The sequence below is a fragment of the Bradyrhizobium sp. ORS 285 genome (assembly GCF_900176205.1).
Classification (GTDB): Bacteria; Pseudomonadota; Alphaproteobacteria; order Rhizobiales; family Xanthobacteraceae; genus Bradyrhizobium.
The window spans coordinates 2,896,935-2,913,444 of record NZ_LT859959.1 but is presented as its reverse complement, the minus strand read 5'-3'; the positions used below and the strand labels follow the sequence as shown (position 1 = coordinate 2,913,444).

Annotated in this window: 14 protein-coding genes; 4 read left to right on the top strand and 10 right to left on the bottom strand. The window is 63.1% G+C overall.

The genetic code is table 11. The annotated features are described in order from the left end of the window. Positions 1-109: 109 nt before the first annotated feature. A complete protein-coding gene (locus tag BRAD285_RS13195; RefSeq protein WP_157681679.1) occupies positions 110-2,464 on the bottom strand; it encodes a penicillin acylase family protein in 2,355 nt (784 codons plus the stop codon). 151 nt (positions 2,465-2,615) lie between these two features. Between BRAD285_RS13195 and BRAD285_RS13190 the strand changes: the two genes are divergently transcribed. Continuing rightward, positions 2,616-2,834, top strand: coding sequence for an MbtH family NRPS accessory protein (locus BRAD285_RS13190; protein WP_006614281.1), 219 nt, complete (start codon positions 2,616-2,618; stop codon positions 2,832-2,834). 1,494 nt (positions 2,835-4,328) lie between these two features. Here the strand turns inward: BRAD285_RS13190 and BRAD285_RS13180 are convergent. From BRAD285_RS13180 to BRAD285_RS13165, 4 genes are all read right to left on the bottom strand, one after another. Beyond that, entirely contained in the window at positions 4,329-6,434 is a 2,106-nt protein-coding gene (locus tag BRAD285_RS13180; RefSeq protein ID WP_006614284.1) for an acetate--CoA ligase family protein, read from the bottom strand. Positions 6,435-6,446: 12 nt separating this feature from the next. Further along, positions 6,447-7,232: an enoyl-CoA hydratase/isomerase family protein gene (locus BRAD285_RS13175; RefSeq protein WP_006614285.1), complete on the bottom strand. Its 786-nt coding sequence runs from the start codon at positions 7,230-7,232 to the stop codon at positions 6,447-6,449. A gap of 5 nt (positions 7,233-7,237) precedes the next feature. Then, positions 7,238-8,221, bottom strand: a complete 984-nt coding sequence (locus tag BRAD285_RS13170; protein ID WP_006614286.1) for a tripartite tricarboxylate transporter substrate binding protein — start codon at positions 8,219-8,221, stop codon at positions 7,238-7,240. Between the two features lie 127 nt (positions 8,222-8,348). After that, the gene (locus BRAD285_RS13165; protein ID WP_006614287.1) at positions 8,349-9,134 is read right to left on the bottom strand and encodes an IclR family transcriptional regulator; all 786 of its coding nucleotides are present in this window, start codon (positions 9,132-9,134) and stop codon (positions 8,349-8,351) included. Between the two features lie 218 nt (positions 9,135-9,352). On the opposite strand from BRAD285_RS13165, the gene BRAD285_RS13160 reads away from it, so the two are divergent. Both BRAD285_RS13160 and BRAD285_RS13155 read left to right on the top strand, forming a co-directional pair. After that, entirely contained in the window at positions 9,353-9,778 is a 426-nt protein-coding gene (locus BRAD285_RS13160) for a tripartite tricarboxylate transporter TctB family protein (RefSeq protein WP_035648140.1), read from the top strand. 10 nt (positions 9,779-9,788) lie between these two features. After that, the gene (locus BRAD285_RS13155) at positions 9,789-11,342 is read left to right on the top strand and encodes a tripartite tricarboxylate transporter permease (protein WP_050886952.1); all 1,554 of its coding nucleotides are present in this window, start codon (positions 9,789-9,791) and stop codon (positions 11,340-11,342) included. A 22-nt stretch (positions 11,343-11,364) separates the two neighbouring features. Here BRAD285_RS13155 and BRAD285_RS13150 read toward each other — a convergent pair whose 3' ends face one another. Both BRAD285_RS13150 and BRAD285_RS13145 read right to left on the bottom strand, forming a co-directional pair. Further along, the gene (locus BRAD285_RS13150) at positions 11,365-12,306 is read right to left on the bottom strand and encodes a D-2-hydroxyacid dehydrogenase family protein (protein ID WP_244422335.1); all 942 of its coding nucleotides are present in this window, start codon (positions 12,304-12,306) and stop codon (positions 11,365-11,367) included. A 376-nt stretch (positions 12,307-12,682) separates the two neighbouring features. Beyond that, positions 12,683-13,870, bottom strand: coding sequence for a serine hydrolase (locus BRAD285_RS13145; protein ID WP_006614291.1), 1,188 nt, complete (start codon positions 13,868-13,870; stop codon positions 12,683-12,685). A gap of 62 nt (positions 13,871-13,932) precedes the next feature. Here BRAD285_RS13145 and BRAD285_RS13140 point away from each other — a divergent pair, with 62 nt between their 5' ends. Beyond that, positions 13,933-14,883 carry an AraC family transcriptional regulator gene (locus BRAD285_RS13140; RefSeq protein ID WP_371507706.1) on the top strand — a complete coding sequence of 317 codons (951 nt, stop codon included), beginning with the start codon at positions 13,933-13,935 and terminating at the stop codon, positions 14,881-14,883. 422 nt (positions 14,884-15,305) lie between these two features. On the opposite strand, the gene BRAD285_RS13135 is transcribed toward BRAD285_RS13140, so the two are convergent. From BRAD285_RS13135 to BRAD285_RS13130, 3 genes are read right to left on the bottom strand one after another with little or no spacing between them, the layout of a single operon-like run. Beyond that, positions 15,306-15,536 carry a hypothetical protein gene (locus BRAD285_RS13135; RefSeq protein WP_035648150.1) on the bottom strand — a complete coding sequence of 77 codons (231 nt, stop codon included), beginning with the start codon at positions 15,534-15,536 and terminating at the stop codon, positions 15,306-15,308. Between the two features lie 3 nt (positions 15,537-15,539). Continuing rightward, positions 15,540-15,671 carry a hypothetical protein gene (locus BRAD285_RS36510; protein ID WP_256387679.1) on the bottom strand — a complete coding sequence of 44 codons (132 nt, stop codon included), beginning with the start codon at positions 15,669-15,671 and terminating at the stop codon, positions 15,540-15,542. A gap of 44 nt (positions 15,672-15,715) precedes the next feature. Further along, a complete protein-coding gene (locus BRAD285_RS13130; RefSeq protein ID WP_244422337.1) occupies positions 15,716-16,303 on the bottom strand; it encodes a cache domain-containing protein in 588 nt (195 codons plus the stop codon). Positions 16,304-16,510: the final 207 nt, after the last annotated feature.

The following is a 16,510-nucleotide window of genomic DNA, read 5'->3' as shown; positions in this document are numbered from 1 at the left end:
AGGAGAAGGGCCACCGGTTCCATCTCCGAAGTAATAGCACAACCTTTAATTGCTTGATGCAACTGAGAAAGATGATTGCACACGCTCCTTCGCGACCTCGCCATTCGCGTCACGGCTTTTTGAATTGCAGCCACTGCCGACTCTGCCAGGACGGCAGCAGGTCGCTGTAGTGCCTCGACATCAGGTTCCCGGATTGGCCGGGCACGATCATGAAACGGCTGGCATCGAGATCGGCGAGATCGACGACCATTCGCAGCGTCGAGCCGAAGTAGCTCGGAAACCTTCCGACATCATTGGGAAACGAGATCGCGGCATTGCTGATGGTGTCGGTGCTTCCTTCGGCTGCCGGCTCGAAGTTGGACAAACCCGCGATGACGGGCACGCGCGACCACAGCGGGTGGGAAAAAATGGCATGGTGGGCATCGCCCCAGCGCCAGCGCTCCGAAGGCTGACCGAGGCGCGCGACGAGCTGCGAGACAGCGAGGTCGAACGCTTTCGAAATCCTGGTGTCACACGTCTCGGCTTCGCTCGTCGCGGGATCGTCACACCAGTCCGGATGCTGGGTCAGGATCAAATAAATGACGTCCGGATGGAAGCTTCCGTAGCTCTGATAGAGCGGCCCGAGGCGAGGCTGCAGCAATGACCTGTTCAACTCCTTGAGCCAGGTCGAGAAGATCAGCGGCTCGATGCGATCCGCCGCCATCCGCGCGTCCCACCGCTGCAACCGGCCGGAGAGATCTTGCGACAGCGAGGTCGATAATTTGACCTCGCTGAGAAACGGCACGAGTTGCCGCGCGGCCAGCGACACCGTGTCATGCTGGATATCACCCATGTCGTCTGCGGAGAATTTCTGGTCCCGCCCGAGCAGCTCCTTGATCCGCTCGGCGCGAAACGGCGGAATCCAGTCGCGGGCGAGAAACGGATAGTTGCCTTCCTGCAGCTTGTTGTTGGCGGTCACGATCACGCCGTTCGACGGGTTGAAGCTTGCCGGCAGATCGTCGAAGGGGACGATCGCGCTCCAATCATGCTTGCCGTCCCAGCCCGGCACGGGCAGCCAGCCGTCACCCTTGGAGCGGACCGGAATCCGCGCCGGCGCGATGAAGCCGATGTTGCCGGACGTATCGGCATAGACATAATTCTGTTGCGGCGCGGTCAACTTGCGCAGCGCCTGACGGAATTCGTCCCAGTTCTGCGCGCGGCTCAAGCCCCAGGCTGCTTCAGGCGAGGTGTCTTCGCTGCCGAGCCAGGTCGCCTGCAGCGACAGGACGTGGTCGGCCGAGGGAACCTGCTTGGCAAACTCGGCCAGGTCCGAGATCACGGGACCATGCCGAGTGCTGCGAACGGTCATCACAACAGGCGCCTCGCCTTTGATCGCAATGATCTCCTCGCGTCGCTCGAACGGCTCCGACCCGTCGGGCGTCAAATAGGCCTCGCGGTTGGCGGCATCGACCTTCTCGATAAAGAGGTCTGCGACGTCGCTCCGGGTCGCCGTGATCCCCCATGCAATGTGCCGGTTGTGTCCGATCAGGATGAACGGAGTTCCGGGCGCGCTTGCGCCGGCTAGGGTCTCCGTGGGGGTCTTCACGCGCGCCAGATACCACGCGCTCGGGATCCCGAATTTTAAATGAGGATCGTTGGCGAGCAGCGGCTTTCCGGACGCGGTTCGCTCTCCTGACAGGACCCAGTTGTTGGACGCCTCGAACGCACCGACGCGATCCGGCAGGCTGGCATAGATCTGCTCGAGAGGAATGTCGTCGAGCTCGGCCCGCATCCGCTCGAGCACGACAGGTGCCGTTCGCGGGTAAGCCGGAAACAGGACATCGAGATCGGCAGGCGGCAGCTTGCGCAGCAGCTGCGCGTGCAACAGCTCGTCCCTGAAGTTTCCGGTCAGCTCGAGATCGATCAGCTTGGCCCAGAGCAGGCAATCTTCCGGACGCCAGTGCTCGAAGCCGACGTTGAGCGCGTAATACTCCGGCGACAGCGCCCGGGGTCCTGACATGGCATAAGCATTCACCCCGTCCGCGTAGCTTCGCAGCATCCCCTGCACCGGCGCCGAGAGCTGGCGATATTGCTTTTCGACCAACCCGCTCAGCCCGAGCGTCCGCATGAAGCGATCGCTGCCAAGACTGGGGCGACCGAACCATTGGGACAGCCGCCCTGCCCCGTACCGTCGCGCCAGATCCATCTGGAACAGACGGTCCTGCGCATGAACGTAGCCGAGGCCAAATGCGCCGTCATCGGCGGTCGGCGCCTCGATCGTCGGCAATCCCGCCTCATCGCGCGTGACGAGGATTGACGCGTTCGTTTCGGGCCTCACCAACGTCAGTGACGGTTGCGGCAGGCCGCCACGCAACCAAAGTAGAACGCTTCCAGCGGCAGCCACACATATAAAGAGAGCGAGCGCGACGCCAACGAGGACCCTGCGCAACACCGTCTTGCGGAAGCCTATCTCACGAACCGACATCAGGCACATCCTGCATGCGCGAGGTGTCACCTCCGCTCGCCCACGAAAAATCATCGCAGAGGTATGCTAATGATCTTGTGCACGTTCGAAATCAACAATAACCTCAAGTTGAGTTGATCGACTGACGTCTTTCCAACAAGGAGATCCAGAAATGGACAATGACGACGCGCATTCCGACCGCCTGTACTACGTCGTCGTCAACTCCGAGGAGCAGTACTCCATCTGGCGCGCCGATCGCGATCCACCCAAAGGCTGGTCGATCGTCGGCGAAAAGGCCGCGAAGCCACAATGCCTCGACTACATCAACAGCATCTGGACCGACATGCGCCCTCTCAGCCTGCGTCAGCAGATGGCTGCCGCGAAGCATTGAGCGTCACTGTCCGCTCGCTCGGCCTCCTGGACAGTGACGGGCGTTGATGCGACTCGACAGCGGACTCGAATCCGCCGGAGCGACCGCAGATCACCTGCTCTGATCGATTGGGCGCGAGACATCGCACAAGCGCGCGTTCGACGTTTCAAACAGCGGACACGGCTGAGCCATCTCGCGACGGTCTGCGCCCGAGTTGTGCGCTCACGTGAAACCTCTCCTCTTCCGAAGAAGAGGCGCAGGGAAGACCGGGTATCGGCTGCCCCCGCGGTCCGCGTGCAGCAAATAAGCACGCGGCAGAACCAAGGTATAGCCCAATATCCGGCCTTCCCTGCGCGACGGTTTGCGACTTGTAGGTGCTCTCCCCGGGGACCGGCTGTCTTGCCCCCGTCACCAGCGGATCATCATGACTACCGGCTTGGTCTCAGCGTCGGGAGACCTGGACCACACCATTTCGCCGTCGCCTCACTCCGTTCGTCGGCCGGGCTGTGACACCCGGCTGCGGAGCAACACGCCCGCCGCATCTCCGGCTCGACGCGTCATAACGATCGCGAAACGTCCCTCTTCAGCGAGCCGGGATGCGCTGAAATGTGGAGGTGATTTGCCCGACATGGCAAGGGAGAAGTGCGCGACAAACTGGCACGACGGGTAGTCGCGGCATACGGGACATGCAACGTGCCTGCCCGGCAGATGATCGGTCAATCAGTCGGCGACACACAACACGTCGATACAGCTCGCGGCTTGGCCGCGTTACTCCTCTCTATGAACATGCTACTCACGGCCATCTGCCGCGCGGATTCCGGGGCTGGCCCCGGATGGTAAGGAGCGCCGTTCTCCGCATCCTGCCCCGCGACTGCCAAGGAGGTGCGTCTCGAACTATGAGGCCCCCAGTTGTGGCATCGCCCTTCGAGACGCCCGCCTTCAGCGGGGCTCCTCAGGGGGAGGGCTTAAAAGTCGCCTGGGCCACTGGCCCACAACCAAACAATGGGCCGTCTAGCACGAAGGGTGCAGCCGTGGTCTTGCGTGAGACCAGCGCTACCTGTGTCTGAAACCACTCGCCGCGTTCAGGGCGACGCCGCCAACGGATCGCGCACGGCGACCCCCATGCGCTCGAACTGGCGCAGGTTGCGGGACAGGATAGTGAGTTGATGCCGGCGCGCGGTCGCGGCGATGATGATGTCGGCAAGCCCGGCGCATGGCCGAACCCCTCGCCCGGTCCGTCAAGGCTCCGGCGATCAGGGCGGCCTGGATGTCGAAGAGCAGAATGCGGTCAGCCTAGAGATGCACGACCGTCTCCACATCGTCATGGAAGGATGTCGGCAAACCTTGTCGAACACGCCCCATTATCGTTCCACTGTGGTCCATGACGAGAGCGAGGCGGCGCTCGCAGCATAGGCCGGAGTCACACAGGCAACGATTGTGCTGCGCCGTCCAGGGTCGGCGCTCCCGTGTGCAGTCAACTCCCGGCGCGAGCGCAAGGAGCTGCTGTGCGAGAGATCATCCCTCCGAAGCTGGACCGCTCGTCAGCACGGCCACCGCGTCGGCAGCGCGGACGCCCGCGCCTGCCGGAAGAACAAACAGCGGGTTGATTTCGGCCTCGACGATGCGCCCGTCGAGCGCGACAGCCATCGCGGCGAAATTGACGATCGCGTCGACCAATGCCTCGACATCGAGTTTCGCACGCCCCCGATAGCCGTTGAGCAAGGGCCAGCACCGGAGGTCTTTAATCATCTCCAGCGCAAGGTCATGCGACAACGACGTCTCCGAAGACAGCAGCCGGATGACCGTGTCGTTCATGAGCTCGGCCGTGACGCCGCCCATGCCGAGCAGCAGAACCAGGCCGAGCGGATCGCGGTGGCAACCGAGGATCAGTTCCAATTCGCCGCCTTGAACCATTTCCTGAACAATGTAAGCTTCCGGAGCGCACCCTGCTTTGGCCGTGACGACGTCCCGCATCCGATCGAGAGCAGCCCCGACCGTAGCGGCGTCGAGGCCGACGGCGACGCCCCCAATATCGCTCTTGTGGGTGATCTCAGACGAGAGAATCTTCAGGACGACGTGGCCACCGAAATCTCGTGCCGCTTCATGAGCTTCGGCCCCGTTGGCAACGATCTTCTCCCGGACGACGGGGATGCCGAACCTCGCGAACAGCGCCTTGGCCTTGTGCTCGTCCAGCGAGCCAACCCAGTCATGGGGAATGTCGACGGCCGGGCGCGGTCGAGGTCCTTCGAGCTGATGGAGCGGGCGCCCAACAGCCCACAGGGCATTGAGAGCAACGGTCACCGCCTCCGGCGTGCTGAAGGTCGGAACGCCCTGTGTCGTCAACCGTGACACGGCTTCAGGCGCATGCGGGCTCACATAGGCCAGCAATGGCTTCGAACCGTCGGACCTCGCCTCGCGGATGGCATTGCTGATCAGGTCGGGGTTGCGCACGCTCGTCGCCCCGACGATCACCACCAGCGCGTCGTAGGCGGGGCTGCCGAGCAGCGTTTCGATGCAGCCCTTCAGGATCGCCGGCTGCAGGCCCGCGAGGGTGACGTCGATCGGATTGGTCCCCAGGGACGATGGACCATCGGGCATGAGGGCGGCGAGTTGCGCTGCGGTACTCGTGTCCGGATCGGGCGCTTCGAAGCCGTTCAGGCCTAAACTGTCGACGATGAGGGTCCCTGCCCCGCCGGTCGACGTCAGGATTGCGACACGGCGTCCCATCAATGCCGGCTGCGTCGCCAATGCAGCGGGGATGTCGACAAGGTCGCCGAAGGTCTGCGCTCGGATGATGCCGATGTCACGGAAGAACGCATCATAGGTTCGGTCCGTGCCGGCCATCGCTCCGGTGTGCGAGGCTGCGGCGCGTGCGCCGGCTGCCGACCGGCCGATCTTCAAGGCAACGATCGTCTTGCCCGCCTCTCGCGCCCGGCGCGCCGCGCGGCGGAACTTCGCGGGATGCCGGATCGCCTCGATGTAGAGAGCGATCACGCTTGTGTCGGGGTCATCGGCGAGATGCTCGACGAAGTCGGAAAGCTCGAGATCGGCCTCGTTGCCGGTCGCAATCAGCTTGGAGAGCCCGACGCCATTTGCGGTCAACCGCGAGAGCAATGCGCCCAGAATTCCGCCGCTCTGGGAGACCACGCTGACGGAGCCCTTCAGCAGTGTGCCGGCCGACAGCGCGCCGCTTGCCGACAGCGGCACGGCGTTCGAGACGTTCACGAGGCCGATCGTATTCGGTCCGAGGAGACGCATTCCGCCTGCCGCAGCAAGCAGCTGCTGCTGGCGCTCCCGTCCGTCTTCTCCGCTCTCGCCGAATCCGCCGGCCAGGACGATCGCGTATCTCGTGCCCCGCGCCGCCAGCTCACGCACCGCCTCCACCGCGTGAGCCGACCCGAGCAGAACCATCGCGACGTCTGGTGACGACGGCAGTGCTTCGATGCTGTTGTAGCAGCGAAGTCCATCTATCTCGGCCACGCGCGGGTTGACCGGGTAGATCTGGCCGCCGAACGCCTGCTGACGTAAGAACCGGATCGGCAGACCGGACGTCTTGGTCGAGTCGGCGGAGGCACCGACGATGGCAATGCTGCGTGGATTGAACAAGGCGTCCAGGGACATCGGCTGCGCTCGTCAGTTGCTCGACTTGGCGAGGAATGCGAGGACCTGTTCGCGATGTTCGCTGCTGGTGTAGCAGATGCCCTGCGCCTGACTTCCGCTCGCAAAGATGTTGTTGGCCTCTGTCTCGAACGACCGGTTGAGAATGGCCTTGCCGAGCGCGATGGCAGTGCTCGACCCCGCGGAGAGTTCGCGTGCCCAGGCTTGCGCATCCGTAAGCAACGTCTCGGGCGAACTCATGCGATCGATGATGCCAATCTTGACCGCCTCGTCAGCACCGACCTGCCGACCGGTGAAGATCAGTTCCTTCGCCTTCGGCAGTCCAACGCGCCGTGGCAGGAAGTACATGCCTCCGCCGTCCGGAATGAGACCACGCAGGATGTAGGACCACACGAACTTGGCAAAGGGGCTCGCGATCACGAAGTCGCACGCCAACGCCGTGTCCGCGCCAAGCCCCGCCGCCGCTCCGTTCACAGCGGCGATCGTCGGCTTGGGCATGGTATGGAGCAACATCTGGGTCCGGTGCACGCGTTGCTGGCGCGCCCAGCCGTTGAATCCGACCTCGCCCGCCGGCGCCTCCATCCGCCGCTTCATGCCGGCGACATCGCCGCCGGCACAGAACCCCTTGCCGGCCCCCGTAAGCACGAGCGCGCGAACCGATTTGTCTGCAGCGATCTCCTCAAGCACCTCGATGAGCGACGAGCGCATCTCGTCGCTCATCGCATTGCGTTTGTCGGGGCGATTTAGCGTCACGGTCGCAATGCCGTCGCTGATAGTCTTCAGAACGATATCCGAATCCATGGTGTCTATTCCGGTTTGATCTTGTTTTCAGTCACGACCTTGCGCCAGCGAACGGTATCCGCCTTGACGTAGGCATCGAGTTCTTCAGGAGTCCCGACCCGCATCAGCAAGCCTTCGTCCTGCGCCCGCTTGAGGAAGTCCGGATCCTGCGCGGCGAATTTGACGGCCTCGAGCAGCTTGTCGACGACGGGTTTCGGCGTCTTCGCCGGCACGTAGAGCCCGTACCAGCTGTCGAACACGTAGCCGGGCACGGTCTCCTCGACACTGGGGACGCCCGGCACTTGGGTCTGCCCCTTGGCGCCAGTGACGGCAATCGGCCGCAGGCTCTTGCTCGCGATGAAGCCGGACACTGCGGCGCTGCTAGCAAACATCATGTCGACCTGTCCGCCGAGGACATCGGTCAATGCAGGGCCCGCGCCCTTGTAGGGGATATGCGTCAGCTCGATGTGAGCAAGATTGTTCAGAAGCTCGCCCGCCAGATGCGCCGACGTCCCGATGCCCTGCGAGGCATAGGTGTACTTTCCGGGATTTGCCTTGGCTGCCTTGATGATGTCATCGACGGTTTGGAACGGGCTCTCCGGCTTGACGACCAGGATGTTCTGGTAGGTGCCGATCAGCGTGACCGGGGCGAACGCCTTCTCCGTGTCGTAGGGCAACTTGGCGTGAAGGCTCGGATTGACCGAATGGGCGAGCGTCGCAATCAGGAACGTGTAGCCATCCGGCTGGCTTCGGGCGACGGCATCCGAGCCGATGATGGTGCCCGCGCCGGCCTTGTTCTCCACCACGATCGATTGGCCGAGCTTCGCAGCCATCGGCTTCGCCAGCGTCCGCGCGATCAGATCCGTCCCGCCGCCGGGCGAGAAAGGAACCACGAGCTTGATCGGTCGATCGGGATACTCGGCCCGGGCCGCTCCGGGGATTGCGCCGACGATGGCCAGTCCCAGGCTCGCCAGCATCAAGACGAGTCGTCCTACGCGATGATCTGTCATTGCAGGTTTCCTCCGTCGCGTCCGGCGTAGGCCGCCGGACCTTGTTGCGGAGGAGACTACGATGCGACGGCGCGTGCGGGGCGCCCCCAATTCCACCTATTGGAATTGAGCTGCGCGGGACGCGAGCTCAGCTCAGTTCCGATGTGACTGCATGCTCGAGCCGATTGAGGCATCGGCGTTTCAGGTCGAGCAGCCATGGCGCCAGGCGGTGCGAGGCCTCTTCGAGTGGCTCGACGCTCCCAATGCTCATGTTCATGACGTGCGGCTCACCTGCGCCAAAAGGCAGCGTCGTCGCCACCGCCACGACTCCTGGCTGCCAGCCGACCGCGCAATAGCCGAGCTTGTCTAGCTCCGTGAAGGATCTCTCGATCTCGCGAATGAGCCGCTTGTAGTTTTTCGGGCGCCGTTTTGCGATCGCGGCATACTCACGTTCGCGGGCGGAGGGCTCGAGTGCCCACAGATAGGCGCGCCCGAGCGAGGTCAGTTCGACAGGGATGCGCTGGCCCGACACCACCGTCCGATGTGTCAGTCGCGGGTGGTAGCGGAACGACTCCAGATAGACCATCATGTCCTGGTCCGCTGCGGCCAGCCCGACATTGACGCGACGCCGCGATGCTTCGGCCCGCAGCAGGGGCGCGACCACCGACAGCATCGGCGAGCTGAGACGCATCGCGTGCGCCAAGCTGAGAACAGCCGGCGCCAACCTGTAGACCCGGCGTCCCGGATCTCTCTGCAACAGCCCTCCGTTCACCAACGTCTGCGTCAACCGACTGACGGTCGCCTTGGCAAGCCCCGTGCGTTCCGCGATCTCGGCATTGCCGAGATCGGCGACGCCCGGCTTGAACGCCCGCAATATCGCGATGCCTCGCTCCAGCGAGCGATTCAGGCTGTCATAGCTGTGGTCGGCCGCCATTTTCTCGCGTTCCAGCAGATGGAATTCAGGTGCATCTCGACCCTAGCACGGCAGCTATCCTGGATGCGAGTGGAGGAAGCCCATCACGTCTGTTCCGCCCGGCTCCGAGTAAATCGAGCCGACCAGACGACTATGCACGTGACGAAGTCCGTCGCGGGCTGGGCTGCCTCCTCATGGGACAATGTGCCGATCTCAAGTGCACGCCCCGCGGAGGAAACATGACGATCAACCGAGACCTGGCGAAGGGGCTAAGCCTGCTCGCCATAGCCCTGTTCTTCGGCCTGCAGGCTCGCGGATATTCCTTGGGGACGCTAGGCCGTGCGGGACCTGGCATGTTTCCGCTCGTCGTGTCTGCCCTGCTCTTCCTGGTCGGCCTCGCGATCGTCATTCGCGCCCTCATCATCAATGGGGACGCACTCGCATTCAGAGCGAGGAACATCGCACTGGTGGCCGCCGGCCTGCTCAGTTTCGTGCTGCTCTCCGAACACGTGAACATGCTTGTCGGCCTCGTCGCCATGGTGCTCATCACTTCCTATGCGGCCTCGGATTTCAAGCTGTCGCGCGCTCTTGCGCTGAGCGCCGTGCTCGCGTCCGTCGCGCTGGCGATGAAGCTTGGCCTCGGACTGCAGCTCCCGCTCTATTGAGGCGCGACCCATGGATATCCTGTCCAATCTCTCGTTCGGCTTCGGTCACGCGCTGACGCTTAACAACCTGCTGTTCTGCGCCGCCGGCTGCACCATTGGCACGCTGGTAGGCCTGCTGCCGGGCCTCGGGCCGCTAGCGACGATCAGCCTGCTACTGCCGTTGACCTACTCATTGCCGACCGACGGCGCGCTGATCATGCTGGCCGGGATCTATTACGGCGCCCAATACGGCGACAATGTCAGCGCCATCACGATGCGGATGCCGCACGCGTCCAGCATCATCGCCTGCATCGACGGCTATGAGATGACGCTCAAGGGCAAGACCGGTCTTGCACTGTTCACGGCGGGCATTTCCAGCTTCATCGGCGGCACGATCGCGACGATCGTGCTGGCATCGCTCGCGCCGCCCTTGAGCCAGGTGGCGCTGATGTTCGGCCCCACCGAATACTGCGCGCTCGTGCTGCTGGGCTTCCTCTGCGTCAGCCTCGTGACGACCGGGAGCGTGCTCGACGGCCTGTCGATGTGCCTCGTCGGCGTGCTGCTCGGCCTCGTCGGCACCGACGTCAATACCGGCACCCTCAGGTTCACCATGGGCCTTCCTCAGCTGTACGACGGGATCGCGCTCGTCAGCCTGTCGCTCGGCTGCTTCGGCATTGCCGAGATCACCAAGAATCTCGACAAGGACCGGCAGACGTCGCCGTTTCGCGGCGAGATCAAGCTGATACCGAGCTGGACCGAGTTCAAGCGCATCATCCCGAGCGCGCTCCGCGGCAGCGCCGCCGGTTCTCTGCTCGGGCTGCTGCCGGGCGGCGGTCCCGTCATCGCTCAGTTCGCGGCCTACGCCGTCGACAAGAAATTCAGCAAGTACCGCGACGAGATCGGCAAGGGCGCGATCGAGGGCGTTGCCGGACAGGCGGCAGCCGACGAAGCGGCTGCGCGAACGAGCTTCATTCCGCTGATGAGCATCGGCATTCCGGAGAACGCCGTGATGGCGCTGATGATGGCGGCCTTCATCATCAACGGCATCAAGCCCGGACCCACCATGATCGCGGATCATCCGGATCTGTTCTGGGGGCTGGTCGCGAGCATGTGGATCGGAAATCTCTTCCTCGTCGTCCTTAATGTTCCGCTGGTCCGTTACTGGCTGACGGTCTTCAAGATTCCCTACAGCGCGCTGTTTCCTTCCATCCTGTTCTTCTGCTGCGTCGGTACATACAGCGTGAACAACAGCTTGGACGACATCTACACCACGGCCTTCTTCGGCGTGCTCGGCTACATCTTCTTCCGGCTCAGCCTCGATCCTGCGCCCTTGATGCTTGGCTTCATCCTCGGACCGATCCTAGAGGAGAATTTCAGGCGCGCAATGCTGCTCAGCCACGGCAGCTTCACGACGTTCGTCGAGCATCCGATCAGCGGAGGCATTCTCGGGATCGTCGCCCTGATCTTCGCCTGGCAGATCGTGGCCGGGCTCGTGGCGCGGCGCCGACCGGACAAGACGTCGAGCAGCGAGCCGAACCGGACAGCGCCAGCCACCACGCGACCCGCCGAGACATATCAGGCTTGAAGCCGGTGCGAGAGTCCGGAGATCAGGCGGTCAGGACCCGGATCGGCTGGCCGTCGAGCCAGGCGGCGATGTCCTCCACCGCCTGGCTGAAATAGGTCTTGTAGCTGTCGCGCGCGGCGTAGCCGAGATGCGGCGTCAGCAAGGTGTTGGGCGCCGACAGGATCGGCGCATCCGGCGGCAACGGCTCGACATCGAACACATCAAGCGCTGCGCCCGCAATCCGGCCCTCCGTCAGGGCGGCGATCAGGGCGGCCTCGTCCACGAGCCCGGCACGCGACGTATTGATCAGACAAGCCGACGGCTTCATCCGCGCCAGTTCCGCAGCGCCCACGATGTTGCGGGTCCGCTCGCTCAACACGACGTGCAGGCTGATGAAGTCCGAGCGCCGAAACAGGTCGTCCTTTTCGACGAACTCGGCGCCTGCCGCTGCCGCATCCGCCGGGGTCAAGTTCTGACTCCAGGCGATGACATCCATGCCGAACGCCCTGCCATATCCGGCCATCTGAGCGCCGAGCCGCCCGAGCCCGAGGATGCCGAGCGTCAAACCCTTGACCGCATGGCCCATGCGCGTCTGCCAGCGTCCCTCGCGCAGCGCGCGGTCCTCCACCACGATGTTCCGCGACAGCGCCAGCAGCATCCCGAACGCCAGCTCGGCAGTCGAGCTGCTGCCGGTATCGGTGCCGCAGACCGGGATGCCGCGCGCCGTGCACCCGGCCACGTCGATGCCCAGATTGCGCATGCCAGCGGTGACAACCAGCTTGAGGTTGGGCAGGCCAGCGATCAGCGACGCCGGCAATTTGGTCCGCTCGCGGATGAGCATGATCACGTCGAACGGCCGCAATCGCGCCACGAGCACGTCCCCCGTGACGTTGTCGTTGAAGAACGTCGTCGTGGCACGGGGCTCGAGCGAGCTCCAGTCGGCGAGCGAGCGCGCAACGTTCTGAAAATCGTCGAGCACGGCCACGCGGACACGTGTGATTGCTGGCATCAGAGCGGCTCTATCCATGCGCGAGATTATGTCGATCATGCGATTTTCGCTCGAGAATATCTAGGCCAAGCATCTGGGGACCAGCATCACGCGGATTCCAGCAGCTGGAACTGTGCGAACACAGGCGCGGAAGCAGGTGGCCGCAATGCATGAAATCGGACGGACCGCGCACCGAACTTGCCTAAACGGAGAGCTCAAAGGTTAACGCACGACGGATCGTCAACCGCTCTCAGGATGATGGCCAGTAAGCCTCATGGGGAGATCGCTGGCGGTGGCGCCGAGGCCGAACAGGACTGAAATCCGAACCGGTGTGTGCGTAGGACCAGGAGAAGCCGCAGGCGGCGGCCGAGCATCATCGGCTCGGTGGCAAGCACCTGCGCACTTCGTCAAACGCGGCATGTGTCAGCCACGTCGTTCGACCATCGACGGGTTGCGGCCAGGATGAGAATTTGGCCATGACGATCCTGTTCTTGCGATCAACGAGCAGATTCTGACCGTGGATGCCCATCGCGAACAAGATTTCCGGATCGGTGTCGACCGTATACCATCCGCTGCGATAGCTCATGCTTCGGCTGATGGGAGCGAACGATTCACCCCACTGGCCGGAGCTCCACGCCTTGCGATCACCGCCGGTTGCGAGACCATGAACGATGTGGTTCGGGAAGATCTGCGCGCTGCCGGAGGAACCGTCGAGGCAAACCACCTGTCCGAGCCGCGCCAGGTCGCGGATCGTCGCACAGAGCCCACCTGCGCTGCGGGCAAAGCCGTCCCAATCCAGTGTGAGCTCGGCATCATCGCTGGCTATCGCAGCCCATAGTTTCTCGGATAGCAGGTCTTGCACCTTTGCGGAGGTTGCTCTCTCGATGACCCATCCAAGCAGATCGGTGTTTGCGGAATGGTAGGCGAAGCCGCCCCCGCATCGCCAAGCCGGGCCGCTGAGCCGGGAGAGAAAGCTCCGGATATCTGTCTTGGGATCCCCGGGCGGCTCCCATCCAACCGATCGTGAGTAGCTCTTCTCCTGCGTCGCGTCGAAAAGGACAGCGACCCGCATGTCGAGCAAGTCCCTCGCGCGCGCGGCCGCGTAGGGCGAGTTGGCGACCTCCGGCACATAATCGGTAACGGGCCTCTCGAGCTTGATTGCTCCATCCGCCGCCAGGATCTCCGTCAACAGCCCAATGACAGCCTTGGTCGCGGACATCGCGATGTGGCGCGAGTTGGGCTCCATGCCGTTGCGATAAGCCTCGTAAACAAGCCGCCCGTCGTGCAGCACGATCATGGCGTCGGTCGACGTCGCCGCCAGAAACGGCTCGAGGCCCATGGACGAGCCATTCGGTAACCGGAGCGAAAACGCATCGATGGACTCGGATGAGCCAGGAAACCGGGCTCCTTTGCTACCGGCGCGAACGCGTGCTGTTGCGACTTCGCACGGGAGATGATGGAACGCACGATGATTTTGAGGCGATTGCCTCCAGTTCGACAGGTTCACATCCGGCTGGACGTCGATCCATTGCGCCTCGATGGCGTCAGCAACGCTTTTCATCGACCTGCTCTTCTAGGGTCATTCTGTAGCGATGACCCTAGCGACGGCTTTCGGGATGCTCTATATCGAGGCGTCCGCAATTCTTTCGAGATCGTCCTATTTCCGATCCCCTGACGCAGGTCGTCCGGCTCCTCAAACCGCGCGCGCTGCTCTGGAAGCAGTTCGAAGCGCGAGGCCCATGGGCCATTCGCTATCCTTCGCTCCAGGACACGATTTTCGTTCTGGTCACGGGGGGAAGCGCCAGGCTTCAGCTTCCTGGCCGACCGACGCGCACGATGGTCGCCGGCGACTTCCTGATGATGACGGCGCCTGAAGAATGGATGATGGGGGACAGCGAGGAGACCAAGCCGATCAGGTTTCAGCCTCCTCAATCCAACCCGTCGGCACGGTCGATCGTCACTGATCCATCGAGCACGGCTCCCACATTCAAGCTGCTGGGCGGCCGCTTCTCGTTCGACCGCACGCATTTGGGACTGTTGAAGGACATACTCCCATCCGTGGTCGAGATCGGTTTTGCCACATCGGGCGCAACACGCGTGGCGTCGCTCCTGAAGATGCTCGGCACGGAAGCGTGGGAAGGTCGACCGGGGTCCGCCCTGGTCATCGAACGTCTGCTGGAAATCCTGTTGATCGAGGTCATGCGCGATCAGGGCGAGAAGCAAGCGAACGTGAACCCCGGCCTGCTGGCCGGTCTTGCCGATCCGCAGATCGCCGCATGCCTACAAGCCTTACACCAGGATCCGTCCCGGGACTGGACGGTCGCCACGTTGGCGAAGGCCGCCGGCGCATCCCGATCGGTATTTGCGCAGCGCTTCAGCGAGATCGTCGGCCTACCGCCAATGCAATACCTTCTAAGATGGCGGATGGCGCTGGCCAAAGAAATGATCAGCCAAGGGGTATCGATTTCGGAGATCGCCTTCGCCTGCGGCTATCAGTCGGCGAGCGGTTTCAGCGTCGCTTTTGCACGCCATGTCGGTTGTCCGCCTTCGCATCTGCGTCCAACACAGAATTGAGCTGTAGATCATCGGACTATCGTGCAGGTACAAGCCAGCTAAACCGCAAGCCGGACGTGACGCACAATACTCGGATCAGACCACTTTGACCCGAACCCGACCAGTCCAACTCGCATCCGCCTGCGCCAGTAAAGATCAATGATGTACCTAACCCTTATCATCGATTGCATGTCGGATAAGGCGACCGTTGCCCCTACGCTGGCACACGAAAGGACGACAGGGCTGCGGCGAATTGGCGTTAGCCGAGCCCGCAAAGCCTGACGCGGCAGGTCCTCAGCGATCTCCGAATCGTTTGCGCGAAGTCACCGGTTTTTAATCCGGATTATGAGGACGCGATGGCGGCAAGACACTAACTGCGCTTCCTAAAACATTTTACGCATTTGGGTCAGCGGCGCTGTCAAGCGCCTTGGGTTGTCGCACTGTTATTCGCTCGCCGCGTTACACCGCTCGTCGCTCAATTGCGCAAAGCAGGAACTCGCTCCTAGCCGAAGATTGCAATTGTAACGCCGTGGTCCGCGCGAGCGAAATTCCATCATCGATCGCGCATCGAACGGATCGAGCAGCGCGGCCTTATCGTCGGGCCGCTCTGCGCCGGACCGCGCCACGACCGCTGGCGACATGCGCTGACCGCGCAGGGAGATCATCATGTCCATCCGTCATCTCGGTTGGCTCGGGCTGCTGCCGGCGAGATCGGCCTTTGCGCGCGCGAGGTCGATCCCAGCACCCTGGCGCGACAGGAAGCCGCCGGCGGATGCCTCCCGATACTCGCCGCCAGCAAAGAACGACATGTCGCCGATCGTCGTCGCAAACAGCTTAAAGGCGGCGTCGCCCGTCAGGCGAACGCGATGTCGACATTGCGGCTGCGCTTGCACTCGTCGAAGAAGCCTTGGCCGAAGGTCAGCCCGAACTCGACCGAACCCAGATGCTTGCCCGCCGAGACGATCGGCACCACGCCGCGCAGGCCGATGCCGGCGACGCCGCCCTCCAGCCCGACGACCGGCTTGCGGTCGGTGTTGGCGGCCACGACGGTCTTGCGGAATCTCGACAGATCGTCGCCAAACTTGGCCGGCTGGTGCAAGCGCAGGAACGAGACCGCGGGCGGGGTGTGAAACTGAAACTGATCGACGCCGTAATCGGACCTCAGGCTCGCCATGCCCGCGCCGAACAGCCGCATCAGCGCGTCCCGGTCGTTCTGCGCCATGGCATCCTGGACGGCGGGAATCCTAGCGACGACAGCGCTCATCGCCTCTGCGCGGGTCGACTCCAGTTGCAGACGCGAATTGAAGGCGTCATATTTCGCGTGGAGTTCGCGTTCATTGGCGCGGTCGATGATGCCGCCAATGATCCACATGGCGACCATCAGCACGAACAGAGCCGTCGCAGCCGCACCGATCACCAAGGACAGAGTGATCCGGGCCACCAAGCTTCAGCATGCAATCCTCGACCGTTGACTGGTGCTCGAGTATTGTAGCGGCCGAACTAATTATTCTTGAACAACTCAGCTAATGACGCAGACTGTTCAGCAATAAACTGGCGGCGGGACGTCGATCACGATTAATCTACGACACTCTCGTTGGGAGACAGATAGGTTGGCCGTCGAGCCCCCCTCGGCGGGCCCCAGTGCATC